Source organism: Rathayibacter sp. AY1A7 (genome assembly GCF_002930845.1).
Classification (GTDB): Bacteria; Actinomycetota; Actinomycetes; order Actinomycetales; family Microbacteriaceae; genus Rathayibacter.
On the sequence record NZ_PSTL01000011.1, the window covers coordinates 45,089 to 62,672 of the forward strand.

A 17,584-nucleotide genomic window follows, 5' to 3' on the forward strand; every position below is an offset into this window, starting at 1 on the left:
CTCACTCGCGGACCGCGGGCTCCACTCCGGCCAGGTCCGGGCCGAGGCCGATGTCGACCAGGCGCAGACGGCCCGCGTAGGAGTCGCCCGGAGGCAGCAGCAGACCGGCCTTGATCGCGCCGAAGGCGACCGTCACATCGGCGCGCAGCACGGTAGGATCGGGGACCGACCCGTCGTCGGGATGGACGCCGCTCGGCAGGTCGACCGCGACGACCACCGGGCGCTCGGCCCGCCGCTCCAGCGCGTCGAGCACCGCCGCGACGACGACGCGCGGCCGTCCCCGCAGCGCGGGCTCCGTCGCTCCGATGCCGAGGATCCCGTCGACCAGGACATCCGCCCGCGCCACCGCCGCGGCGAGGCCGGGCGCGTCGTCGGCCGGCACCTGCCCGCAGCCCTCGTCGAGCGCCACGGCGAGGCCCCTGCGGTGCACCCGCTCGGCCGTGAGGACGAGGACGACGTCAATTCCGGAGGAGGAGAGCTCGGCGGCCGCGTAGAGCGCGTCACCGCCGTTGTCACCCGGACCGACCAGGACGAGCACCGAGCCCGGACGGGAGCGGTCGGAGCGCCCGGCGAGCACGAGGCGCAGCTCGCGGGCGAGGCCGTCGGCGGCGCGCTGCATCAGCGGCTCCCGCCGGGCCAGGTGCGGAGCCTCGGCGGCCCGCACCTGCGCGGACGTGTATCCCTCGACCATGCGCTCCACTGTGCGCGCGGCGCAGCGGGGGTGCAACCCCGTCAGCTCTCCTGCACCGCCCGGTCCGACTCCTCGACGATCGCCCGGATCGCGGCCTCCGCAGCGTCCGCGTCGCCCGAGGCGACGGCGGCGGCCACCGCCCGGTGCAGCCGCACCGCGGTGGAGTCGGCCTCGCGCGGCATGAGCGCGTTGCGGGTGCGGCCGGCGAGGACCTCGGCGACCAGATCGCCCAGCTGCGCGAGCATCCGGTTGCCGGACGCGGCCAGGAGGGAGCGGTGGAAGGCGGTGTCGGCGGCGAGGTAGGCGGACTGGTCGGCTGCGCGGGAGTGGGTGGAGAGGGCGTCGCCCGCCTCCGTGAGCGCCCGCCGCTGATCCTCGGTCGCGTTCGCCGCTGCGAGCCGGGCGGCGAGCGGCTCCACCCCGAGTCGGAGCTCGCTGAGCTGGTGCAGCTGGCGCCGCCGGTCCGGGCCGTCCAGTCCCCATGCGACGACACGCGTGTCCAGGGCGTTCCAGCACTCCGGAGGCTGGACCCGCGTCCCCGCGCGGCGGCGGGACGTCACGAGCCCGAGCGTCTCGAGGACGCGCACGGCCTCCCGCATCACCGAGCGGGAGACCCCGCGCCGCTCCGCACGCTCGTCGGCGCTGAAGGTGGTGCCCGGCGCGAGCTCGCCGCGCACGATCTGCGAACCGAGCTCGTCCAGCACCGAGTGGTGCAGCGAGGGCGTCGGCGCGGGCATGCGGTCATCCTGCCATCGCCGGAGTCGCGCCCCGGCCGATTTTCGGGCATGATCGGGACACACGCAGGTTATGTCGGACAAAAGCCGGCCGCTGGCCGTCGGCTCGACCAAGGACGCTCATGACACCGACCCTCCTCCCCGCCCTCCGCGCCGCCGCCGGGGACGCCCCCGCCACCACCGCCGGGCAGGGGCAGCTGATCCTCGCCGCCGTCGTCGGCATCGCCGTGATCGTCGTGCTGATCACCTGGCTGAAGCTGCACCCCTTCGTCTCCCTGCTGATCGGAGCGCTGACGACGGGCCTGATCGCGGGGCTGACGGCGGCGGACGCGGTCGCCAGCTTCGCGCTGGGGTTCGGCAACACCATGGGCGGCGTCGGCATCCTCATCGGCCTCGGCGCGATGTACGGCAAGCTCCTCGCCGACTCGGGCGGCGCGGACCGCATCGTGGACACCCTCATCGCCCGCTCGAGCACTCGCGCGCTGCCCTGGATGATGGGCTTCGTCGGCGCGCTGATCGGGCTGCCGATGTTCTTCGAGGTCGGGCTCGTGCTGCTGATCCCGGTCGTGATCCTGGTCGCCCGCCGGAGCGGTCTGCCGCTGATGAAGGTGGCGATCCCGACGCTCGCCGGCCTCTCGGTGATGCACGGCCTCGTCCCGCCCCACCCCGGACCGCTGGTCGCGATCGACGCACTCGGCGCGAACCTCGGCGTGACCCTCGCGTTCGGCGTCCTGGTCGCGATCCCCACCGTCGTCGTGGCCGGCCCGCTCTTCGGCCGGGTCGCCGCCCGCTGGGCGCCGGTGGAGACGCCGCCGCTCTTCGGCGAGGGCGCGGGCGAGACGCGCGAGCACCGCCCGGGCTTCGCCGCTGCCGTCGCGAGCATCCTGCTGCCGGTCGTCCTGATGCTGGGCAAGGCGATCGCCGACATCGCGGCCCCGGGCTCCACGGACGCCTGGAAGGGCGCCCTCGACTTTCTCGGCACGCCGACCATCGCGCTGGGGATCGCGCTCCTGGCCGGTCTGGTCCTGCTCGGCCGCGGCGGCCGGATGAACCGCACCGAGCTGCAGGCCTCGCTCTCGAGCTCGCTGCCGCCGATCGCGGGCATCCTGCTCATCGTCGGCGCGGGCGGCGGTTTCAAGCAGGTCCTCGTCGACACCGGGATCGGCGGGGTGGTCGCCCAGCTCGCGGAGGGGAGCGGCGCCTCGGCGCTGCTGCTCGCCTGGCTCGTGGCCGTCGTGATCCGCGTCGCCACCGGCTCCGCGACCGTCGCCACCGTGACCGCCGCAGGGATCCTCCAGCCGCTGACCGAGACCATGGACGGGCCGATGGTCGCCCTCATGGTGCTCGCGATCGGCGCCGGCTCGGTGTTCCTGTCGCACGTCAACGACGCCGGGTTCTGGCTGGTGAAGGAGTACCTCGGGCTCAGCATCGGCCAGACGCTCAAGACCTGGACCGTGATGGAGTGCCTGGTCTCGGTGACCGGGCTCGCCGGGGTCCTCCTGATCGGTCTCTTCGTAGGAGGTATCTGATGACCGCTCTTCCCACCGTCCCCGTCCGCGCCGTCGTCGTCATGGGCGTCTCCGGCAGCGGCAAGTCGACCGTGGCGTCGCTCCTGGCGCGCCGACTGGGCTGGGAGTTCCTCGAGGGGGACGACCTGCACCCGCAGGCGAATGTCGACAAGATGCACGCCGGCATCCCGCTGACCGACGAGGACCGGGCGCCCTGGCTGGCCGAGATCGCCCGCGTGGTGGACCAGCGGATCGCCGAGGGCGGCTCGGTCGTCGTGACCTGCTCTGCCCTGCGCCGCCGCTACCGCGACGTCCTGCGCCGCGACGACCTCGTCTTCGCGCACCTCGCGGGATCGAGGGACCGGATCGCCGGGCGGCTCGCCTCGCGGGTCGGCCACTTCATGCCGACCACGCTGCTCGACTCGCAGTTCGAGGCGCTCGAGCCCCTCGGCGACGACGAGCTCCACGTCACGGTCGACGTGGGCGGCGCTCCGGAGGAGGAGATCGCCGAGATCCTCGGGGGGCTCGGCCTCGCGCCCGCGGGCGCCTAGAGCAGCAGCGACTCCACCGGCACGGCCGGGAGGCCGAAGGCCGCGGCGACGGCGGCGTTCGTCACCCGGCCGTCGTGGGTGCTCAGGCCGCGGGCGAGCGCCGGGTCGGCGGCCAGGGCGGCCCGCCACCCGCGGTCGGCCAGCGCGAGCGCGTAGGGGAGCGTCGCGTTGGTGAGCGCGCGGGTCGAGGTCTCGGGAACGGCGCCGGGCATGTTCGCGACGCAGTAGTAGACGCTCCGGTGCACGGGGAACACCGGGTCGTCGTGCGTGGTCGGACGCGAGCCCTCGAAGCAGCCGCCCTGGTCGATCGCGATGTCGACCAGCACCGAGCCCGGCTTCATCGTGGCGACCATCTCGTCGGTCACCAGCTTGGGCGCCTTGGCGCCCGGGATGAGGACGGATCCGATCACGAGGTCGGCGTCGGCCAGCTGCGCGGCGATCTCGTAGGCCGAGGAGGCGCGGGTCTGGATCGCGCCCTGGAAGCGGTTCTCGAGCTGCGCAAGGCGGGGGAGCGAGAGGTCGACGATCGTGACGTCGGCCCCCATGCCGAGGGCGTTCGCCGCGGCGTGCTCGCCGGCCGTGCCGCCGCCGATCACGACGACCTTCGCCTTCGGAGTGCCGGGGACCCCGCCGAGCAGCGTGCCCCGTCCGCCGACGGCGCTCATGAGGTGGTAGGCGCCGACCGTGATCGACAGGCGCCCGGCGACCTCGCTCATCGGCGAGAGCAGCGGCAGCCGCCGGTCGTCCAGCTGGACCGTCTCGTAGGCGATGGAGGTCGTCCCGGCGGCGAGCAGCGCATCGGTGCACGGGCGGGAGGCGGCGAGGTGGAGGTAGGTGAAGAGCACCTGGTCGCGGCGCATCCGCGGGTACTCGGCCTCGATCGGCTCCTTGACCTTGAGGACCAGCTCGGACTCGCCCCAGACCTCGTCGGGCCCGTCGACGACGAGGGCGCCGGCGCGGCGGAAGTCGTCGTCCGACACGCGCGAGCCCAGGCCCGCGCCGGCCTCGACGAGGACCTCGTGGCCGCGGCGCACCAGCTCGTGGACGCCGGCCGGAGTGGCGGCGACCCGGTTCTCGTTGTTCTTGATCTCGGTGGGGATCCCGACGCGCACGGCGGCTCCTTCGCTGCGGCCCGCGGGGCGGGCGGTGGGCGCCGATCCTGCACCGGCTCTGCCCCCATCGTGCGAAGATCGTGCCCGGAGCGGGGGAACTCCGCAGGATCGGTCGGAAGTCACCGCACGGGCCGAAGGTTCGTCGGCGGAGTGAGGGAGCGGGCGCATGCCACCGAAGGATCTGCACGACCTCGACGACCTGGATCCGGTCGACCGGACACTGGTGCGCCTCCTCCGCGCCGACGCGCGGACGCCCAACAGTCGGCTCGCTGAGCGCGCCGGCATCGCCCCGTCGACCTGCGTCGCACGCGTCCGGGGCCTCGTCGAGCGCGGCGTCATCACCGGCTTCACCGCCGAGCTCGACCCGGCGGCGCTCGGCCTGACCCTGCAGGCGCTGATCAGCGTCAGCATCCGCGTCGGCCAGCGCCAGGCGATCACGCGCTTCACGGAGGAGATCCGCGCGCTGCCCGAGGTGGTGCAGGTGTTCTTCCTCGGCGGCTCGGAGGACTTCATCATCCACGTCGCGGTCCGCGACTCCAGCGACGTGCGGGACTTCGTGGTCTCGAACCTCTCGGCGAACCCGGCGGTGGCCTCGACGCGCACGAGCCTGGTGTTCGACCACCACCGCAAGGGCCCGGCGGTCCCCGAGTAGCGCGGGCAGGCGCGGGTCCGAGCGGCCGCTCGGCCCGCGTCCGTCCCTCGGGGCTAGTGCGCCCCGGGGTTCACGTCGCCGCCCCCGCGCTGCATGAGGCCGGGGATGCGCTTGGCGAGCCCCGGGATCGCCTCGTCCGAGATCGAGATCCGCGTGTCGCGCAGGCGCTGGCGCAGCAGGGTCTCGACGTCCTCCTCCGGTCGCAGCTCGGCGTCGCCGGCGACCTGCAGCAGCACGCCGCGCAGCTTCTCGTCGAGCTGCGCGTCGTCGCTGCCGTGCTGGATCGGGTGGTCCTGGGATGCGTTCGTCATGCCTCCATGCTGGCACCGGCGACCCCGTGCCGAGAGGACTTGCGCCGCGGCAGGATGGTCGCATGCCGTTCACCCGCGCCGAGCTCGCAGCGTTCCAGGACCGCACCGTCGAGGACCTGCTGGGCGACGACGTCCGGCTCCTCTTCGTCGGCATCAACCCGGGACTGTGGACCGCCGCCACCGGCGCGCACTTCGCCCACCCCGGCAACCGCTTCTACCCGGCGCTCGTCGCGGCCGGGATCCTCGAGCGCGCGCCGCGCGTGTCCGAGGGGATGAGCGCCGCGGACCGCGCGGAGCTCGTCTCCCGCGGCGTCGGCATCACCAATCTCGCCTCCCGGGCGACCGCCCGCGCCGACGAGCTGACCGCGGAGGAGCTGCGCGAGGGCGCTCAGCGGCTGGTCGCCACCGTGGAGCGGGTGCGGCCCCGGGCCGTCGCGGTCGTCGGCATCACCGCCTACCGGATCGCGTTCGGACGCCGCAGGGCGGTGCAGGGCAGGCAGGAGGAGGACGTGGCGGGCGCGCCGCTCTGGGTGCTGCCGAACCCGAGCGGCCTGAACGCGCACGACACCGTCGCCTCGCTCGGGCGCGCCTACCGCGAGCCGGCGCTCGAGGCGGGGATCGTCTCTTCCGACGAGCTCCTGCCCGGGGACGTCGGACCCCGCACGCAGGAATAGCCGTCGACCCCCGGAGGTTGCAGAAGTCCATGAGTATGCATGAAGTCAAGTTCGGCGTCGACACGTTCGGCGACGTCACCGCCGGCCCCGACGGCGCCCCGCTGCCGCACGGCCAGGTCCTCCGCGACGTGGTCGAGGAGGGAGTCCTGGCCGACCGGGTCGGCATCGACTTCTTCGGGATCGGCGAGCACCACCGCGCCGACTTCGCCGTGAGCGCACCGGACGTCGTGCTCGCCGCCATCGCGGCCCGCACCGAGCGCATCCACCTCGGCTCCGCCGTGACGGTCCTCTCCTCGGACGACCCGGTGCGCGTCTACCAGCGCTTCGCCACCCTCGACGGACTCTCCGGCGGCCGGGCCGAGGTCATCCTCGGCCGCGGCTCCTTCACCGAGTCCTTCCCGCTCTTCGGCTACGACCTCGCGCAGTACGAGGTCCTCTTCGAGGAAAAGCTCGACCTCTTCCACGCCCTGATCCAGGGCGGCCCGGTCACCTGGCAGGGCACGACCCGCCCCGCGCTCACCGAGCAGAGCGTCTACCCGACCCTCGACAACGGCACCCTCCGCACCTGGATCGGCGTCGGCGGCAGCCCCGAGTCGGTCGTCCGCGCCGCCCGGTACGGCTTCCCGCTCGTCCTGGCGATCATCGGCGGCTCGCCGGCCCGCTTCCGCCCCTACGTCGACCTCTTCGGCCGCGCGCTCGACCAGCTCGAGCAGCCCCGCCTCCCGGTCGCCGTGCACTCGCCCGGCTTCGTCGCCGACACCGACGAGGAGGCGCGCGAGCTGTACTTCCCGCACCACAAGGCGATGATGGACGCCATCGGCCGCGAGCGCGGCTGGTCCCCGATGACCCGCGAGCGCTTCGAGGAGGAGGCCGGCCCCGACGGCGCCATCCACCTCGGCTCGCCCGAGACGGTCGCCCGGAAGATCGCGCGAACGGTCGAGGCCCTGGGCATCGACCGCTTCGACCTCAAGTACAGCGCCGGGACGCTGCCGCACCCGGCGATCATGCGCAACATCGAGCTCTACGGCACGCAGGTCATCCCGCGGGTGCGCGAGCTGCTCGCGCACTGACCCCCGCCGGGCGCCCGTTCCCCCGCTGGGCGCTCGGCGCGTTCCGAGCCGACGCGGTGCGCGCTCCCACCGGGCGCCCGGCCCGCGTCGATACACTCGGAACCCCCCCCGCCCCGACCCTCCCGGAAGCACATGCCCGACAGCCACGCCGCCCGCACCCCCTACGAGGTGCTGGGCGTCGCCGCCACCGCGTCCGACGACGAGCTCCGCCGGGCGTACCGGCTCCGCCTCCGCGAGACCCATCCGGACACGGGAGGCGACGCCGCGTCGTTCCACGCGGTGCAGCTCGCCTGGGAGCGGATCGGCAGCGCCTCCGCCCGCGGCGACTACGACCGAGGCGCTCCCGCCCCCGGGAGGTCCTCCCCGCAGTCGCCGTACACCGGCTCACCGCGCCCGCAGACCGCCTCGGCCGTGCGCGCCCGCTCCTACGGTCACCCGGGAGGCGCGGCGCGCGAGTACTACCTGCGCCTGGTGCGCGAGTGGCTCGGCCGCGGCGTCGAGACCGAGGACCCCTTCGACCCGGCGATCGTCCGCTCCGCTCCTCGCGAGGTCCGCTCCTGGCTCGCGAAGGCTCAGGCCGAGGAGGCGACGGCCGCGCTCGTCGGCGCGCTCGGCATCGCCTACACGATCTGGAACGACGTCGCGGTCGGCGACGGCGGGCTCAAGATCGACCACCTCGTGCTCGGGCCGGCCAGCCTGCTCGCGCTGACCTCCGCCGACTGGGGCGACCCGGTCCGTCTGAGGAAGGGCGAGCTCGAGGGCCCCGGGATCGCCGAGGACGAGAAGCCGATCGCCTCGCTCGCGAAGGCCGCGCGCCGTCTCGGCCGCGAGCTGGGCGTCCGCTTCTCGACGAGCGTCGTGGTCGTGCCGGACGACGCGCTGGAGCAGCCGTTCGAGCAGGTCGAGCGCGGCAGGCACCAGGGCGCCGTCGTCATCCGCCGCTCGCTGCTGCCGCAGCTGCTGCGCTCCGGCACGGACGACCCGCGGCTCGGCGGGTACGGCGAGTCGTTCGAGGTCCGCACCCGCGTGCAGAACCGCATCCGCTTCGTCTGACGCCGCGCTAGCCGCCGCTCGCGACCGGGGCAAGGGGTTAGCGCGCATCCGGCGCCCCGCCCACCATGGGACGTGCCCCCGGGCATCCCACGACGAGCGGAACGAGGACGGACCATGGTGCGATTCGGATACACCCTGATGACCGAGCAGAGCGGACCCAAGCAGCTGGTGGGCTACGCGGTCGACGCCGAGAGGCTCGGCTTCGAGTTCGCGGTCTCGAGCGACCACTACTCGCCGTGGCTGACCGAGCAGGGGCACGCCTCCTACGCCTGGACGCTGCTCGGAGCGGTCGCGCAGGCCACGTCGACCATCGACCTCACGACCTACGTCACCGCGCCGACCATCCGCTACCACCCGGCCGTGGTCGCGCAGAAGGCCGCGACGCTCGCGATCCTCTCCGACGACCGCTTCACGCTCGGCCTCGGCTCGGGCGAGAACCTCAACGAGCACGTCGTCGGCGAGGGCTGGCCCTCGGTCGCCGTGCGCCAGGACATGCTCGAGGAGGCCGTCCACCTCATCCGCGAGCTGCACACCGGCGAGCTGGTGACCTGGGAGGGCGAGTACTTCCGCGTCGACTCCGCCCGCATCTGGGACCTGCCGGACACGCCGGTCGAGATCGGCCTGGCGGTCTCGGGGGAGAAGTCGATCGCCCGCTTCGCGCCGATCGGCGACCACCTCATCACGACCGAGCCCGACGCGGAGCTGATCTCGCAGTGGACCGCGGTCCGCGGTGCGGACGCCGCCCCCTCGCGCACGATCGGCCAGATCCCGATCTGCTGGGCGCCGGACAAGGAGCAGGGAGTGGCGCTGGCCCACGAGCAGTTCCGCTGGTTCGCCGGCGGCTGGGCGGTCAACTCCGATCTGCCGACCCCCGCCGGCTTCGCCGGAGCGAGCCAGTTCGTTCGCCCGGAGGACGTCGCCGAGCAGATCGCCTGCGGCCCCGACCTCGACGAGCTCGCCCAGAGCTTCGTGCCCTACATCGAGGCGGGCTTCACCGACATCGCCCTCGTCCAGGTCGGCGACGAGCTGCAGCAGCGGTTCCTCGACGAGGCGGCGGAGGGGCTCCTGGAGCGCCTGCGCGCACTCGCCCCCTGAGGCCGCCGGCGGGTCGCGCGGTCAGAATCCGCGGAGGCGCTCGATGTCGCGCCGGTCGCGCTTCGTCGGGCGGCCCGCTCCGCGGTCACGGACGATCACGCCCGGCGCGGACTCCCGGGGTGGCGGCGGGGGCGTCCGGTCCTCCATGCACTCGGCGGCCACCGGCGCACCGACCCGCTTGACCACGAGTCCGCGGACGATCAGCTCCCGGTCGAAGCCGCCGATCCGGGCGCGGACCTCGTCGCCGACCCGCACGGTCTGCGCTGCCTTGGCCCGCTCGCCGTTGACGCGGATGTGGCCGGCCCGGGCCGCGGTCGTCGCGGCGGAGCGCGTCTTGTAGATGCGCACCGCCCAGAGCCACGCGTCCACCCGCACGGCACCGGTCACCGGGATCTGCATCCCCCCAGTCTACGAACGGCGCCCGCTCGCCACCCACCCCGCGGTCCTACACTGGCCGCCGACAAGGAGGTTCCCATGAACCGAGACGACAGCATCTACACCGGAGCGGACGACGCGCTGCGGAGCGGCGACGACCGCATGGTCGCGGCGAACGACAGCTCCGGAGCCGGCGGAACCCGCGGCGACGTCGGCATGAGCACGACGAGCGGCGAGGGCACCGGGGTCCCCACCCGCGGCGCGCCTCCGCAGAGCGGATCCCCGTCCGAGCTGCGCCCCACCGGCTTCCCGCACGCGGGCCTGGAGTTCTCGCTCGTGCCGTCCGGGCACGAGGAGTGGCGGATCGAGCACCCGGGCGGTCGCACCGTCGGCGTCCTCGCCGTCATCTCGCACGCGGGCGAGGAGTCGGAGGCCGTGTTCGTCACGCGCCGCGTCGGCTCCGAGGACGCCGTGGCCGAGGGCACCGACTGGCGCGGCATCGTGTCGGCCGTGATCAACGACGAGGCGGCGGACGAGCGCGATCCGGTCCAGCTCGACCCCACCGTCGAGCACGTCCGCGGCGGACTGATCAGCCGCGGCCCCGCGGACGTCGACGGCCTCTCCTGAGCCCTCTCTCCTCCGGGACGCCGTCCGCGCTCGGCGCGGGGCGTCCCACGGAGGAGGGTCGGACGCTCAGCGGGCGAGCAGCGCGGCGTTGATCCGGGCCGAGAGGTCGGCGTCGACGCGGCGGTCGGTCCCGTCGACGGCGCGGACGGGAGCGGCGTTGCGCGCGCTCGAGACCAGCCACGCCGCGTCCGCCGCCTCCAGATCGCCCGAGCGCAGCGGACGCACCGCCGTCCCGAGGCCGAGGCCCGGCGCGAGCGCGAACAGGTCGGCCTGCGTGGTGCCGGGCAGCAGCCCGAGGCTCGGCGGAGGAGTCACGAGCTCCCCGCCCGTCAGCAGCACGAGGTTCGAGGTCGGCCCCTCGAGCAGGTAGCCGTCGCTCGACACGAACAGGGCGTCGTCGGCACCGCGCCGGGCGGCCTCCCGCGCGGCCGCACGGTTCACCGCGTACGAGAGCGTCTTCGCGCCGGCGAGCAGCCAGGGGGACGTCGACTGCACGTCCGAGCGCAGCCCGCGGTCCAGGAGCACCACGCGCACGCCGTCGCGGCGGGCCGGGCCGAAGTCCGGGCTGGTCTGGACGAAGACGACGCCGGTGGGCCGCCCGCCGCCCTCGACGCCGCGGGTCAGGATCGTCTTCACCATCGCCTCGGCGACGGGCGGGTGCGCGGCCACCGCCGCTCCGATCGCCTCGAGCCAGGCGGGCCGGTCCGGCCGGGGCAGGTCGAGCATCCGGGCCGAGCGCTCGAAGCGGTCCAGGTGCGCGTCGAGCGCCTGCAGCCGTCCGTCGACCAGGTTGATCGTCTCGAACACGCCGTCGCCGCGGGTGAAGCCGAGGTCGGTGACGTCCAGATCGCCGCGCCCGCTCGGATCGATGCGGTGCGCGGGTCCTCCCGGCGAGTGCGCCTCGGCGTCGAGGGAGGGTCGGTCGAGGACGACGAGGGTCTCAGCGGGCATGGGCGGTGCGGTCCTTCCGGGAGCGGCGGCGGGGGGAGAAGCGGAGCAGCGCGATCGTCAGCAGGGCGCCGATCAGGGATCCGCTGCCGTTCGAGACCAGGTCCTGCACGTCGGAGACGCGGGTCGGCAGCCACAGCAGCTGCGCGGTCTCGACGGCCGCCGACACCCCGAGCCCGATGACGGCGGCCCACAGGCGGCGCCCCGCCGGCAGTTGCGCGGCGATCAGCGCACCGAGCGGCACGAAGAGCAGCACGTTCGCGGTGAACTCCGCCACGTCGAAGTCGAACCAGCCGGTGAGCGGCGTGGAGGCGAGGAACGCGATGATCCCGCGGATCAGCGCGTTGGGCTCCCCGGCCGGGTAGGGCGCGGGCGTCAGCGTGATCAGGGCGATCAGCGCGAGCCAGGCGAGCGTCGCGAGGCGGAGAGGTCTCGAGCGGCGCATCGTCCGATTCTGCCAGCCCGTCGGGGTCGGGCACGGCGGGCGCGGTGTGGGAGGCTGGAGGGCATGACCAGCGAGGACCCCGGCGCGGACGCCGTGCTCCCGCGCCACCCCTTCGACGCGTCGCTCGGCGACGGCTGGGTCGAGATCGGCGACGGACGCCGCTTCTGGGGACGCTTCGGCGCCGCCGGCCTCCTCCTGCGCGATCCGTCGGGACGCGTCCTGCTCCAGCACCGCGTCAGCTGGAGCCACTTCGGCGACACCTGGGGGCTGCCCGGCGGCGCCCGTCACCCCGAGGAGACGGCCTTCGAGGCGGCCCTCCGGGAGTCGGAGGAGGAGGCGGGCGTCCCCGCCGACCTGATCCTGCCCGTGCTCTCCAGCGTCGTCGTGATCGGACCGTGGAGCTACTCCACCGTCCTGGCCGAGTCCCGCGAGCACTTCACTCCCCGCATCAGCGACGCCGAGAGCACCGAGCTGCGCTGGGTCGCCCCCGACGAGGTCGACTCCCTGCCGCTGCACCCGGGCTTCGGAGCGGCCTGGCCGGGTCTGCGCGCGCTCGGCTCCTCGATCCCGGTGCTCGTCGTGGACGCCGCCAACGTGGTCGGCTCACGCCCCGACGGCTGGTGGCGCGACCGCGCCGGCGCCGCGGAGCGCCTCCTCGCCTCCCTGGCCCGCCTCGCGGAGGCCGGCGTCCCCGGCCGTCTCCTGGGGATCGACGCCGACACGGTCTGGCCGCGCATCGCCGTGGTGCTCGAGGGAGTGGCGCGCGCCGCCCGTCCGGAGGCGGGCGCTCTCACGGAGCGGCTGACGGTCCACGCGGCCGACGGCTCGGGCGACGACGCGATCGTCGAGCTGGTCGGCGCGCTCGAGACCGCGGTCGTCGTGACGGCCGACCGTGGACTGGCCGCCCGCGTCGAGGCGCTCGGGGCCGCCGTGGTCGGTCCGAGGTCGCTGCTCGACCTCCTCGATCCCGCCCGGGAATAGGCCGCGGGGGCACCCGGTTGCATCCCCCATGGCTACGACTGCGATGACCCTCGACTCCCACGACCAGACGATCGCCGACGGCATCGTCCTCATCGACTTCTGGGCCGACTGGTGCGGCCCGTGCAAGCAGTTCGCTCCGGTCTTCGAGGCCACGAGCGAGAAGAACGCCGACATCACCTTCGCGAAGGTCGACACGGAGGACCAGCAGCAGCTCGCCGCGAGCTACGGCATCTCCTCCATCCCCACCCTCGTGGTGTACCGCGACGGGATCCCGCTGATGGCTCAGCCCGGCGCCCTGCCCGCCCCCGCGCTCGACAACCTGATCGAGCAGGTCCGCGGCCTCGACATGGTCGAGGTGCGCCGTCAGTACGAGGAGGCGAAGGCCGCTCAGGAGGCCGGCGCCGCCCCGCAGGCCTGATCCGCGCGGCGCCTCGACCCGCTCCGCAGGCGGGAGGCGCCCGCAGACGCACGAGAACCCCCGGCAGCCGTGAGGCCGCCGGGGGTTCCGTCGTTCCGAGCCGGGATCAGCCGGTGTTCTGCAGACCCGCCGCGACTCCGTTGACCGCGAGCAGGAGCAGCCGCTGGTTCTGCTCCGTCCCGGATCCGCCCGGGTCGGTGCGGAGCGCCTTCAGTGCGCGCAGCTGCAGGAGCGAGAGCGCGTTGACGTACGGGGTGCGCAGGCGCACGGCACGGCCGAGCACGCGGTGGCCCGTGAGCAGGCTCTCCTCGCCGGTGATCGAGAGCACCCACCGGCGGGTGAGCGCCATCTCGTCGAGCACGAGCCCGGCGAGGTCGTCGCGGGAGTCGAGGGCGAGGTAGCGGCGGGCGATGCCCTCGTCGGTCTTCGCGAGCGACATCTCGACGTTGTCGACCATCGTAGTGAACAGCGGCCAGGAGGCGTAGGCCTCGCGGAGCAGGTCGAGGTCGCCGACGGCCTCGAGCGCGCTGCCCAGCCCGAACCAGCCGGTCAGGTTGACGCGGGCCTGGGTCCAGGCGAAGACCCACGGGATCGCTCGCAGGTCCTCGAGCGACTCGACGGAGAGGCCGCGGCGGGCCGGACGCGAGCCGAGGGCGAGCAGGCCCACCTCCTCCTGCGGGGTGACCCGGGCGAACCACGGCGCGAAGCCGTCGGCCTTCACGAGCTCGAAGAAGCGGCGGCGCGACTCGCGGTCCATCGTCGCCGCCACCTCGGCGAAGCGCTCCGCGGCGCCCGCGTTGCGCTCGCCGACCGCGGGGGAGGAGGCGAGCAGCGTCGCTCCCGCCACCTGCTCGATGTGCCGGGTGGCGATGTCCGGGTTGCCGTAGCGGGCGAAGATGACCTCGCCCTGCTCCGTCAGCTTGAAGCGGCCGTCCACCGATCCGGGCGGCTGCGCGAGGACGGCCCGGTTGGCCGGCCCGCCGCCGCGGCCGAGCGCTCCGCCGCGCCCGTGGAACAGCGTGAGCACGATGCCCTCGTCGGCCGCCCACTGCGCGATGCGCGCCTGCGCGTCGTAGAGCGCGAGCGTCGCCGAGACCGGTCCGACGTCCTTCGACGAGTCGGAGTAGCCGAGCATCACCTCGAGCCGGTTGCCGGTGGCCGCGAGGCGCGCCTGCACCTGGGGGAGGCGGATCATCTCGGCGAGGATGTCGGTCGAGGCGTCGAGGTCGGCGAAGGTCTCGAAGAGCGGGACCGCGTCGATGATCGGCGGCTTGCCGTCGGTCGCCGCCTCGGCCAGTTCGAAGACCGTCCGCAGGTCGTCGGCCGACTGCGTGAAGGAGACGATGTACCGCCTCGCCGCGTCGGTGCCGAAGCGCTCCTGGACCTTCGCGATCGCCCGGAACACCGACAGGACCTCGAGGCCGCGCTCGTCGAGCTCCTCGCCGGCGCGGATCGCGGCGATCGTCTCGCGGTGCACCTTCGAGTGCTGGCGCACCTCGATCTCGGCCAGGTGGAAGCCGAAGGTCTCGAGCTGCCAGACGAAGTCCTGGAGGTCGCCGTAGGCGGCGCGGACGTCCTCGGCCTCGACCAGGGACTCCTGGAGGGTGCGCAGCTCGGCCAGCAGCTCGGCGGCGGCGGAGTAGGCCAGCGGCCCCTCGGAGCGGGTCGCCGCCAGGCGCTCGGCCGCGAAGAGCAGGACGCGGCGGTGCGCCTCGTTGGGCGAGCGCTCGGCGATGTCGGCGGCGAGCTCGGGAGCCCGCTCGACGCAGGAGGCCCAGAGCGCCTCGACGGCGGCCGACGGGGGAGTGGTCGACGCGTCGAGGGTCAGCGCGCGGCCCACGCGGCGGGCGACCCGCTCGAGGCCCATGAGGACGTGCTCGGAGGCGATGTCCACGGCAGCGAGGGTCGTCTCGGCGGTGACGAAGGGATTGCCGTCGCGGTCGCCGCCGATCCAGGTGCCCAGGCGGACGAAGGCCGGCGCGACCGGTGCCCGGGTGCCCGAGCCCTCGCCGAGCAGGGCGTCGTCGAGGCGGCGGTAGACCCGGGGGAGCACCGAGAACAGCGACTCGTCGAAGACGCTCATCGCGGTGCGCACCTCGTCGAGAGGAGTGGGCTTGGACTCGCGCAGCGGAGCGGTGCGCCACAGCGTGTCGACCTCGGCCAGCAGCTTGCGGCGGATCTCCACCAGCACGACGCCGCCCATGCGCGGGTCGTCTCGCTGCTCGAGCAGGTCGCTGATGCGGCGGATGGTCGAGGCCACAGCGCGGCGGCGCGCCTCGGTCGGGTGCGCCGTGAGGACCGGGCGGAACTCCAGTCGGGACAGGCGCGCGAACGCCTCGGCCTCCCCGAGCTCGCCGGTCAGCCGGCGCATCGAGGCGAGGATCGAGTCCTCGGGCGACTGCGCACCGGCGTCGGCCTCGCGCCGGCGCAGCACGCGGACGCGGTGGAACTCCTCCGCCACGTTGACGAGGTGGAAGTAGCAGGTGAACGCCCGGGCGACCTCCTCGGCGCGCTCGAGCGTGAGCGAGGCGACGAACTCCTCCGCCTCCGCGGTCCCCGCGGCGTCGCCGCTGTCGTAGGCGCTGATCGTGAGCGCGCGCAGGCGCTCCACGTCCTCGTAGAGGGAGGGCTCGCCCGACTCGCGGAGCACCTGGCCGAGCAGCTCGCCCAGCAGGTGGACGTCGGCGCGGATCCTCTCGTCGAGCGGAGGCGCGGTCGTCCCGTCGGCGGAGGAGGGGGCGGTGGCGGAGGCGGGTGCTGCGGTCGCGGCGGACGCGTCGGAGAACGGATGCACGGGAGAGACCTTAGCGGCGGTGCGTATCGAGCACATGACGCCTGCGTCACGATCCGAACTGGAATGATCGAGGGGTGACCGTGACAACCGCACCCCCCGCTCCCGCCGTCCAGACCGAGCAGGCGGCACCCCATGTCGTCGTGCTGTTCGGCGCCGTCGGCGACCTGGCCCGGCGCAAGCTCATCCCGGGGATGGCCCACCTCGCGCTCTCCTCCCTCGCGCCGGACCTGCAGATCGTCGGCACCTCGCTCGAGGAGCACGACGACGCCTCGTTCCGCGCCTTCGCGAAGCTGGCCTACGACGAGTTCGGGAGCCGCTCCCTGACGCCGGCGCAGTGGGACGAGTTCGCGTCCAAGCTCCGCTACGTCCCGCAGTCCGCCGGTCCGGCCGCGCTGGCCGCCGCCGTGACCGACGCCGAGGCGGTCCTCGGCCCGGACGTGAGCCGGCTGCACTACCTCAGCGTCCCGCCCAGGGCAGCTCTCTCCGTCGTGCGGATGCTCGCCGAGGCCGGGCTGGTCGAGCGCTCGCGGATCATCATGGAGAAGCCGTTCGGCGTCGACCTCGAGAGCGCGGTCGTCCTCAACGCGGAGCTCCACGAGACCTTCAGCGAGGAGCAGATCTTCCGGATCGACCACTTCCTCGGCAAGGAGCCGGCGCAGAACATCCTCGCCTTCCGCTTCGCCAACGGCCTCTTCGAGCCGATCTGGAACCGCAACTTCATCGATCACGTCCAGATCGACATCCCCGAGCGCCTGACTCTCGACCGCCGCGCCGAGTTCTACGAGTCCACCGGCGCCTACAAGGACATGGTCGTCACCCACCTCTTCCAGGTGCTGGCGTTCATGGCGATGGAGCCGCCGACCGCGCTGGAGCCCCAGGCCATCAGCGAGGAGAAGAACAAGGTCTTCCGCTCGATGCGTCCGCTCAACCCCGAGAACGTGGTGCGCGGCCAGTACATCGGCTACCGCGACGAGCCGGGCGTCGCCGCCGACTCCGAGACCGACACCTTCGTCGCGCTGAAGTGCGAGATCGACAACTGGCGCTGGGCGGGAGTGCCGTTCTACCTCCGCACCGGCAAGCGGATGGCCGAGGGTCAGCGCATCATCTCGATCGCGTTCCGCGAGCCCCCGAAGAGCATGTTCCCGCAGGGCTCCGGAGTCGGTGCCCACGGCCCGGACCACCTCACCTTCGACCTGGCGGACGCCTCGAAGGTCTCGCTCTCGTTCTACGGGAAGCGCCCCGGTCCCGGCATGCGGCTCGACAAGCTGAGCATGCAGTTCGCGCTCCAGGAGACCGACCGCGCGGGCGACGCGCTCGAGGCCTACGAGCGCCTGATCCTCGACGCGATGCGCGGAGACCACACGCTGTTCACCACCGCGGAGGGCATCGAGCGGCTCTGGGAGGTCTCCGCGCCGCTCCTGCAGGATCCGCCGCCCGTCCGTCTCTACGCGCCCGGCTCCTGGGGGCCGAACGCCATCCACCAGCTGATCGCGCCGCACGCCTGGCGCCTGCCGTTCGAGCGGGTCTGGCGCGACAAGCGCTGAC

The 17,584-nt window shown here is 73.7% G+C and carries 19 protein-coding genes; 11 read left to right on the forward strand and 8 right to left on the reverse strand.

The genetic code is table 11. The features are described from left to right. Position 1: 1 nt before the first annotated feature. Complete coding sequence (locus C5B95_RS10225) at positions 2-691, reverse strand: NAD(P)H-hydrate epimerase (protein WP_104349088.1); 690 nt, start codon at positions 689-691, stop codon at positions 2-4. Positions 692-732: 41 nt separating this feature from the next. Next, positions 733-1,428: a FadR/GntR family transcriptional regulator gene (locus C5B95_RS10230; protein WP_104349089.1), complete on the reverse strand. Its 696-nt coding sequence runs from the start codon at positions 1,426-1,428 to the stop codon at positions 733-735. 119 nt (positions 1,429-1,547) lie between these two features. Between C5B95_RS10230 and C5B95_RS10235 the strand changes: the two genes are divergently transcribed. Together C5B95_RS10235 and C5B95_RS10240 are read left to right on the forward strand one after the other, a co-directional pair. Further along, the gene (locus tag C5B95_RS10235; RefSeq protein WP_104349090.1) at positions 1,548-2,954 is read left to right on the forward strand and encodes a GntP family permease; all 1,407 of its coding nucleotides are present in this window, start codon (positions 1,548-1,550) and stop codon (positions 2,952-2,954) included. Continuing rightward, positions 2,954-3,484 carry a gluconokinase gene (locus tag C5B95_RS10240; RefSeq protein WP_104324555.1) on the forward strand — a complete coding sequence of 177 codons (531 nt, stop codon included), beginning with the start codon at positions 2,954-2,956 and terminating at the stop codon, positions 3,482-3,484. The genes C5B95_RS10235 and C5B95_RS10240 overlap by 1 nt, the downstream gene beginning before the upstream one ends. On the opposite strand, the gene ald is transcribed toward C5B95_RS10240, so the two are convergent. Beyond that, positions 3,481-4,596, reverse strand: coding sequence for an alanine dehydrogenase (gene ald, locus C5B95_RS10245; protein ID WP_104349091.1), 1,116 nt, complete (start codon positions 4,594-4,596; stop codon positions 3,481-3,483). The genes C5B95_RS10240 and ald overlap by 4 nt on opposite strands. A 166-nt stretch (positions 4,597-4,762) precedes the next feature. Between ald and C5B95_RS10250 the strand changes: the two genes are divergently transcribed. Next, positions 4,763-5,248 carry an Lrp/AsnC family transcriptional regulator gene (locus C5B95_RS10250; protein WP_104349092.1) on the forward strand — a complete coding sequence of 162 codons (486 nt, stop codon included), beginning with the start codon at positions 4,763-4,765 and terminating at the stop codon, positions 5,246-5,248. Between the two features lie 53 nt (positions 5,249-5,301). Here C5B95_RS10250 and C5B95_RS10255 read toward each other — a convergent pair whose 3' ends face one another. After that, positions 5,302-5,559 carry a hypothetical protein gene (locus tag C5B95_RS10255; protein ID WP_104222561.1) on the reverse strand — a complete coding sequence of 86 codons (258 nt, stop codon included), beginning with the start codon at positions 5,557-5,559 and terminating at the stop codon, positions 5,302-5,304. 62 nt (positions 5,560-5,621) lie between these two features. Here C5B95_RS10255 and C5B95_RS10260 point away from each other — a divergent pair, with 62 nt between their 5' ends. The 4 genes from C5B95_RS10260 (at position 5,622) to C5B95_RS10275 (ending at position 9,451) form a co-directional block, all read left to right on the forward strand. Next, positions 5,622-6,233, forward strand: a complete 612-nt coding sequence (locus C5B95_RS10260) for a mismatch-specific DNA-glycosylase (RefSeq protein WP_104225390.1) — start codon at positions 5,622-5,624, stop codon at positions 6,231-6,233. A 35-nt stretch (positions 6,234-6,268) separates the two neighbouring features. After that, the gene (locus C5B95_RS10265; RefSeq protein WP_104225389.1) at positions 6,269-7,303 is read left to right on the forward strand and encodes an LLM class flavin-dependent oxidoreductase; all 1,035 of its coding nucleotides are present in this window, start codon (positions 6,269-6,271) and stop codon (positions 7,301-7,303) included. 132 nt (positions 7,304-7,435) lie between these two features. Then, the gene (locus tag C5B95_RS10270; protein WP_104349093.1) at positions 7,436-8,356 is read left to right on the forward strand and encodes a J domain-containing protein; all 921 of its coding nucleotides are present in this window, start codon (positions 7,436-7,438) and stop codon (positions 8,354-8,356) included. A gap of 114 nt (positions 8,357-8,470) precedes the next feature. Further along, the gene (locus tag C5B95_RS10275) at positions 8,471-9,451 is read left to right on the forward strand and encodes a TIGR03557 family F420-dependent LLM class oxidoreductase (RefSeq protein ID WP_104222565.1); all 981 of its coding nucleotides are present in this window, start codon (positions 8,471-8,473) and stop codon (positions 9,449-9,451) included. 21 nt (positions 9,452-9,472) lie between these two features. Here the strand turns inward: C5B95_RS10275 and C5B95_RS10280 are convergent, their stop codons facing one another. Then, a complete protein-coding gene (locus C5B95_RS10280; protein ID WP_181027140.1) occupies positions 9,473-9,850 on the reverse strand; it encodes an RNA-binding S4 domain-containing protein in 378 nt (125 codons plus the stop codon). 75 nt (positions 9,851-9,925) lie between these two features. On the opposite strand from C5B95_RS10280, the gene C5B95_RS10285 reads away from it, so the two are divergent. Beyond that, positions 9,926-10,453 carry a hypothetical protein gene (locus C5B95_RS10285; protein ID WP_104225386.1) on the forward strand — a complete coding sequence of 176 codons (528 nt, stop codon included), beginning with the start codon at positions 9,926-9,928 and terminating at the stop codon, positions 10,451-10,453. 66 nt (positions 10,454-10,519) lie between these two features. Here C5B95_RS10285 and C5B95_RS10290 read toward each other — a convergent pair whose 3' ends face one another. Then, complete coding sequence (locus C5B95_RS10290) at positions 10,520-11,404, reverse strand: aminotransferase class IV (protein ID WP_104247151.1); 885 nt, start codon at positions 11,402-11,404, stop codon at positions 10,520-10,522. Then, complete coding sequence (locus tag C5B95_RS10295; RefSeq protein WP_104349094.1) at positions 11,394-11,846, reverse strand: VanZ family protein; 453 nt, start codon at positions 11,844-11,846, stop codon at positions 11,394-11,396. The genes C5B95_RS10290 and C5B95_RS10295 overlap by 11 nt, the downstream gene beginning before the upstream one ends. A 63-nt stretch (positions 11,847-11,909) precedes the next feature. Between C5B95_RS10295 and C5B95_RS10300 the strand changes: the two genes are divergently transcribed. Then, positions 11,910-12,827, forward strand: a complete 918-nt coding sequence (locus C5B95_RS10300; RefSeq protein ID WP_104225383.1) for an NUDIX domain-containing protein — start codon at positions 11,910-11,912, stop codon at positions 12,825-12,827. 28 nt (positions 12,828-12,855) lie between these two features. Next, positions 12,856-13,245, forward strand: coding sequence for a thioredoxin (trxA, locus tag C5B95_RS10305; protein ID WP_104225382.1), 390 nt, complete (start codon positions 12,856-12,858; stop codon positions 13,243-13,245). Positions 13,246-13,351: 106 nt separating this feature from the next. On the opposite strand, the gene C5B95_RS10310 is transcribed toward trxA, so the two are convergent. Continuing rightward, on the reverse strand, positions 13,352-16,075 hold the full coding sequence (locus C5B95_RS10310) for a phosphoenolpyruvate carboxylase (RefSeq protein ID WP_104349095.1): 2,724 nt from the start codon (positions 16,073-16,075) through the stop codon (positions 13,352-13,354). A 44-nt stretch (positions 16,076-16,119) separates the two neighbouring features. Between C5B95_RS10310 and zwf the strand changes: the two genes are divergently transcribed. Continuing rightward, complete coding sequence (gene zwf / locus C5B95_RS10315; protein ID WP_104225448.1) at positions 16,120-17,583, forward strand: glucose-6-phosphate dehydrogenase; 1,464 nt, start codon at positions 16,120-16,122, stop codon at positions 17,581-17,583. Position 17,584 lies beyond the last annotated feature (1 nt).

Excerpts from the sequence above, each read along its gene's own strand:
- C5B95_RS10225 (WP_104349088.1), bottom strand. The coding sequence starts at position 691 with ATGGTCGAGGGATACACGTCCGCGCAGGTGCGGGCCGCCGAGGCTCCG.
- C5B95_RS10230 (WP_104349089.1), bottom strand. The coding sequence starts at position 1,428 with ATGCCCGCGCCGACGCCCTCGCTGCACCACTCGGTGCTGGACGAGCTC.
- C5B95_RS10235 (WP_104349090.1), top strand. The coding sequence starts at position 1,548 with ATGACACCGACCCTCCTCCCCGCCCTCCGCGCCGCCGCCGGGGACGCC.
- C5B95_RS10240 (WP_104324555.1), top strand. The coding sequence starts at position 2,954 with ATGACCGCTCTTCCCACCGTCCCCGTCCGCGCCGTCGTCGTCATGGGC.
- C5B95_RS10250 (WP_104349092.1), top strand. The coding sequence starts at position 4,763 with ATGCCACCGAAGGATCTGCACGACCTCGACGACCTGGATCCGGTCGAC.
- C5B95_RS10255 (WP_104222561.1), bottom strand. The coding sequence starts at position 5,559 with ATGACGAACGCATCCCAGGACCACCCGATCCAGCACGGCAGCGACGAC.
- C5B95_RS10260 (WP_104225390.1), top strand. The coding sequence starts at position 5,622 with ATGCCGTTCACCCGCGCCGAGCTCGCAGCGTTCCAGGACCGCACCGTC.
- C5B95_RS10265 (WP_104225389.1), top strand. The coding sequence starts at position 6,269 with ATGCATGAAGTCAAGTTCGGCGTCGACACGTTCGGCGACGTCACCGCC.
- C5B95_RS10270 (WP_104349093.1), top strand. The coding sequence starts at position 7,436 with ATGCCCGACAGCCACGCCGCCCGCACCCCCTACGAGGTGCTGGGCGTC.
- C5B95_RS10275 (WP_104222565.1), top strand. The coding sequence starts at position 8,471 with ATGGTGCGATTCGGATACACCCTGATGACCGAGCAGAGCGGACCCAAG.
- C5B95_RS10280 (WP_181027140.1), bottom strand. The coding sequence starts at position 9,850 with ATGCAGATCCCGGTGACCGGTGCCGTGCGGGTGGACGCGTGGCTCTGG.
- C5B95_RS10285 (WP_104225386.1), top strand. The coding sequence starts at position 9,926 with ATGAACCGAGACGACAGCATCTACACCGGAGCGGACGACGCGCTGCGG.
- C5B95_RS10290 (WP_104247151.1), bottom strand. The coding sequence starts at position 11,404 with ATGCCCGCTGAGACCCTCGTCGTCCTCGACCGACCCTCCCTCGACGCC.
- C5B95_RS10295 (WP_104349094.1), bottom strand. The coding sequence starts at position 11,846 with ATGCGCCGCTCGAGACCTCTCCGCCTCGCGACGCTCGCCTGGCTCGCG.
- C5B95_RS10300 (WP_104225383.1), top strand. The coding sequence starts at position 11,910 with ATGACCAGCGAGGACCCCGGCGCGGACGCCGTGCTCCCGCGCCACCCC.
- trxA (WP_104225382.1), top strand. The coding sequence starts at position 12,856 with ATGGCTACGACTGCGATGACCCTCGACTCCCACGACCAGACGATCGCC.
- C5B95_RS10310 (WP_104349095.1), bottom strand. The coding sequence starts at position 16,075 with ATGTGCTCGATACGCACCGCCGCTAAGGTCTCTCCCGTGCATCCGTTC.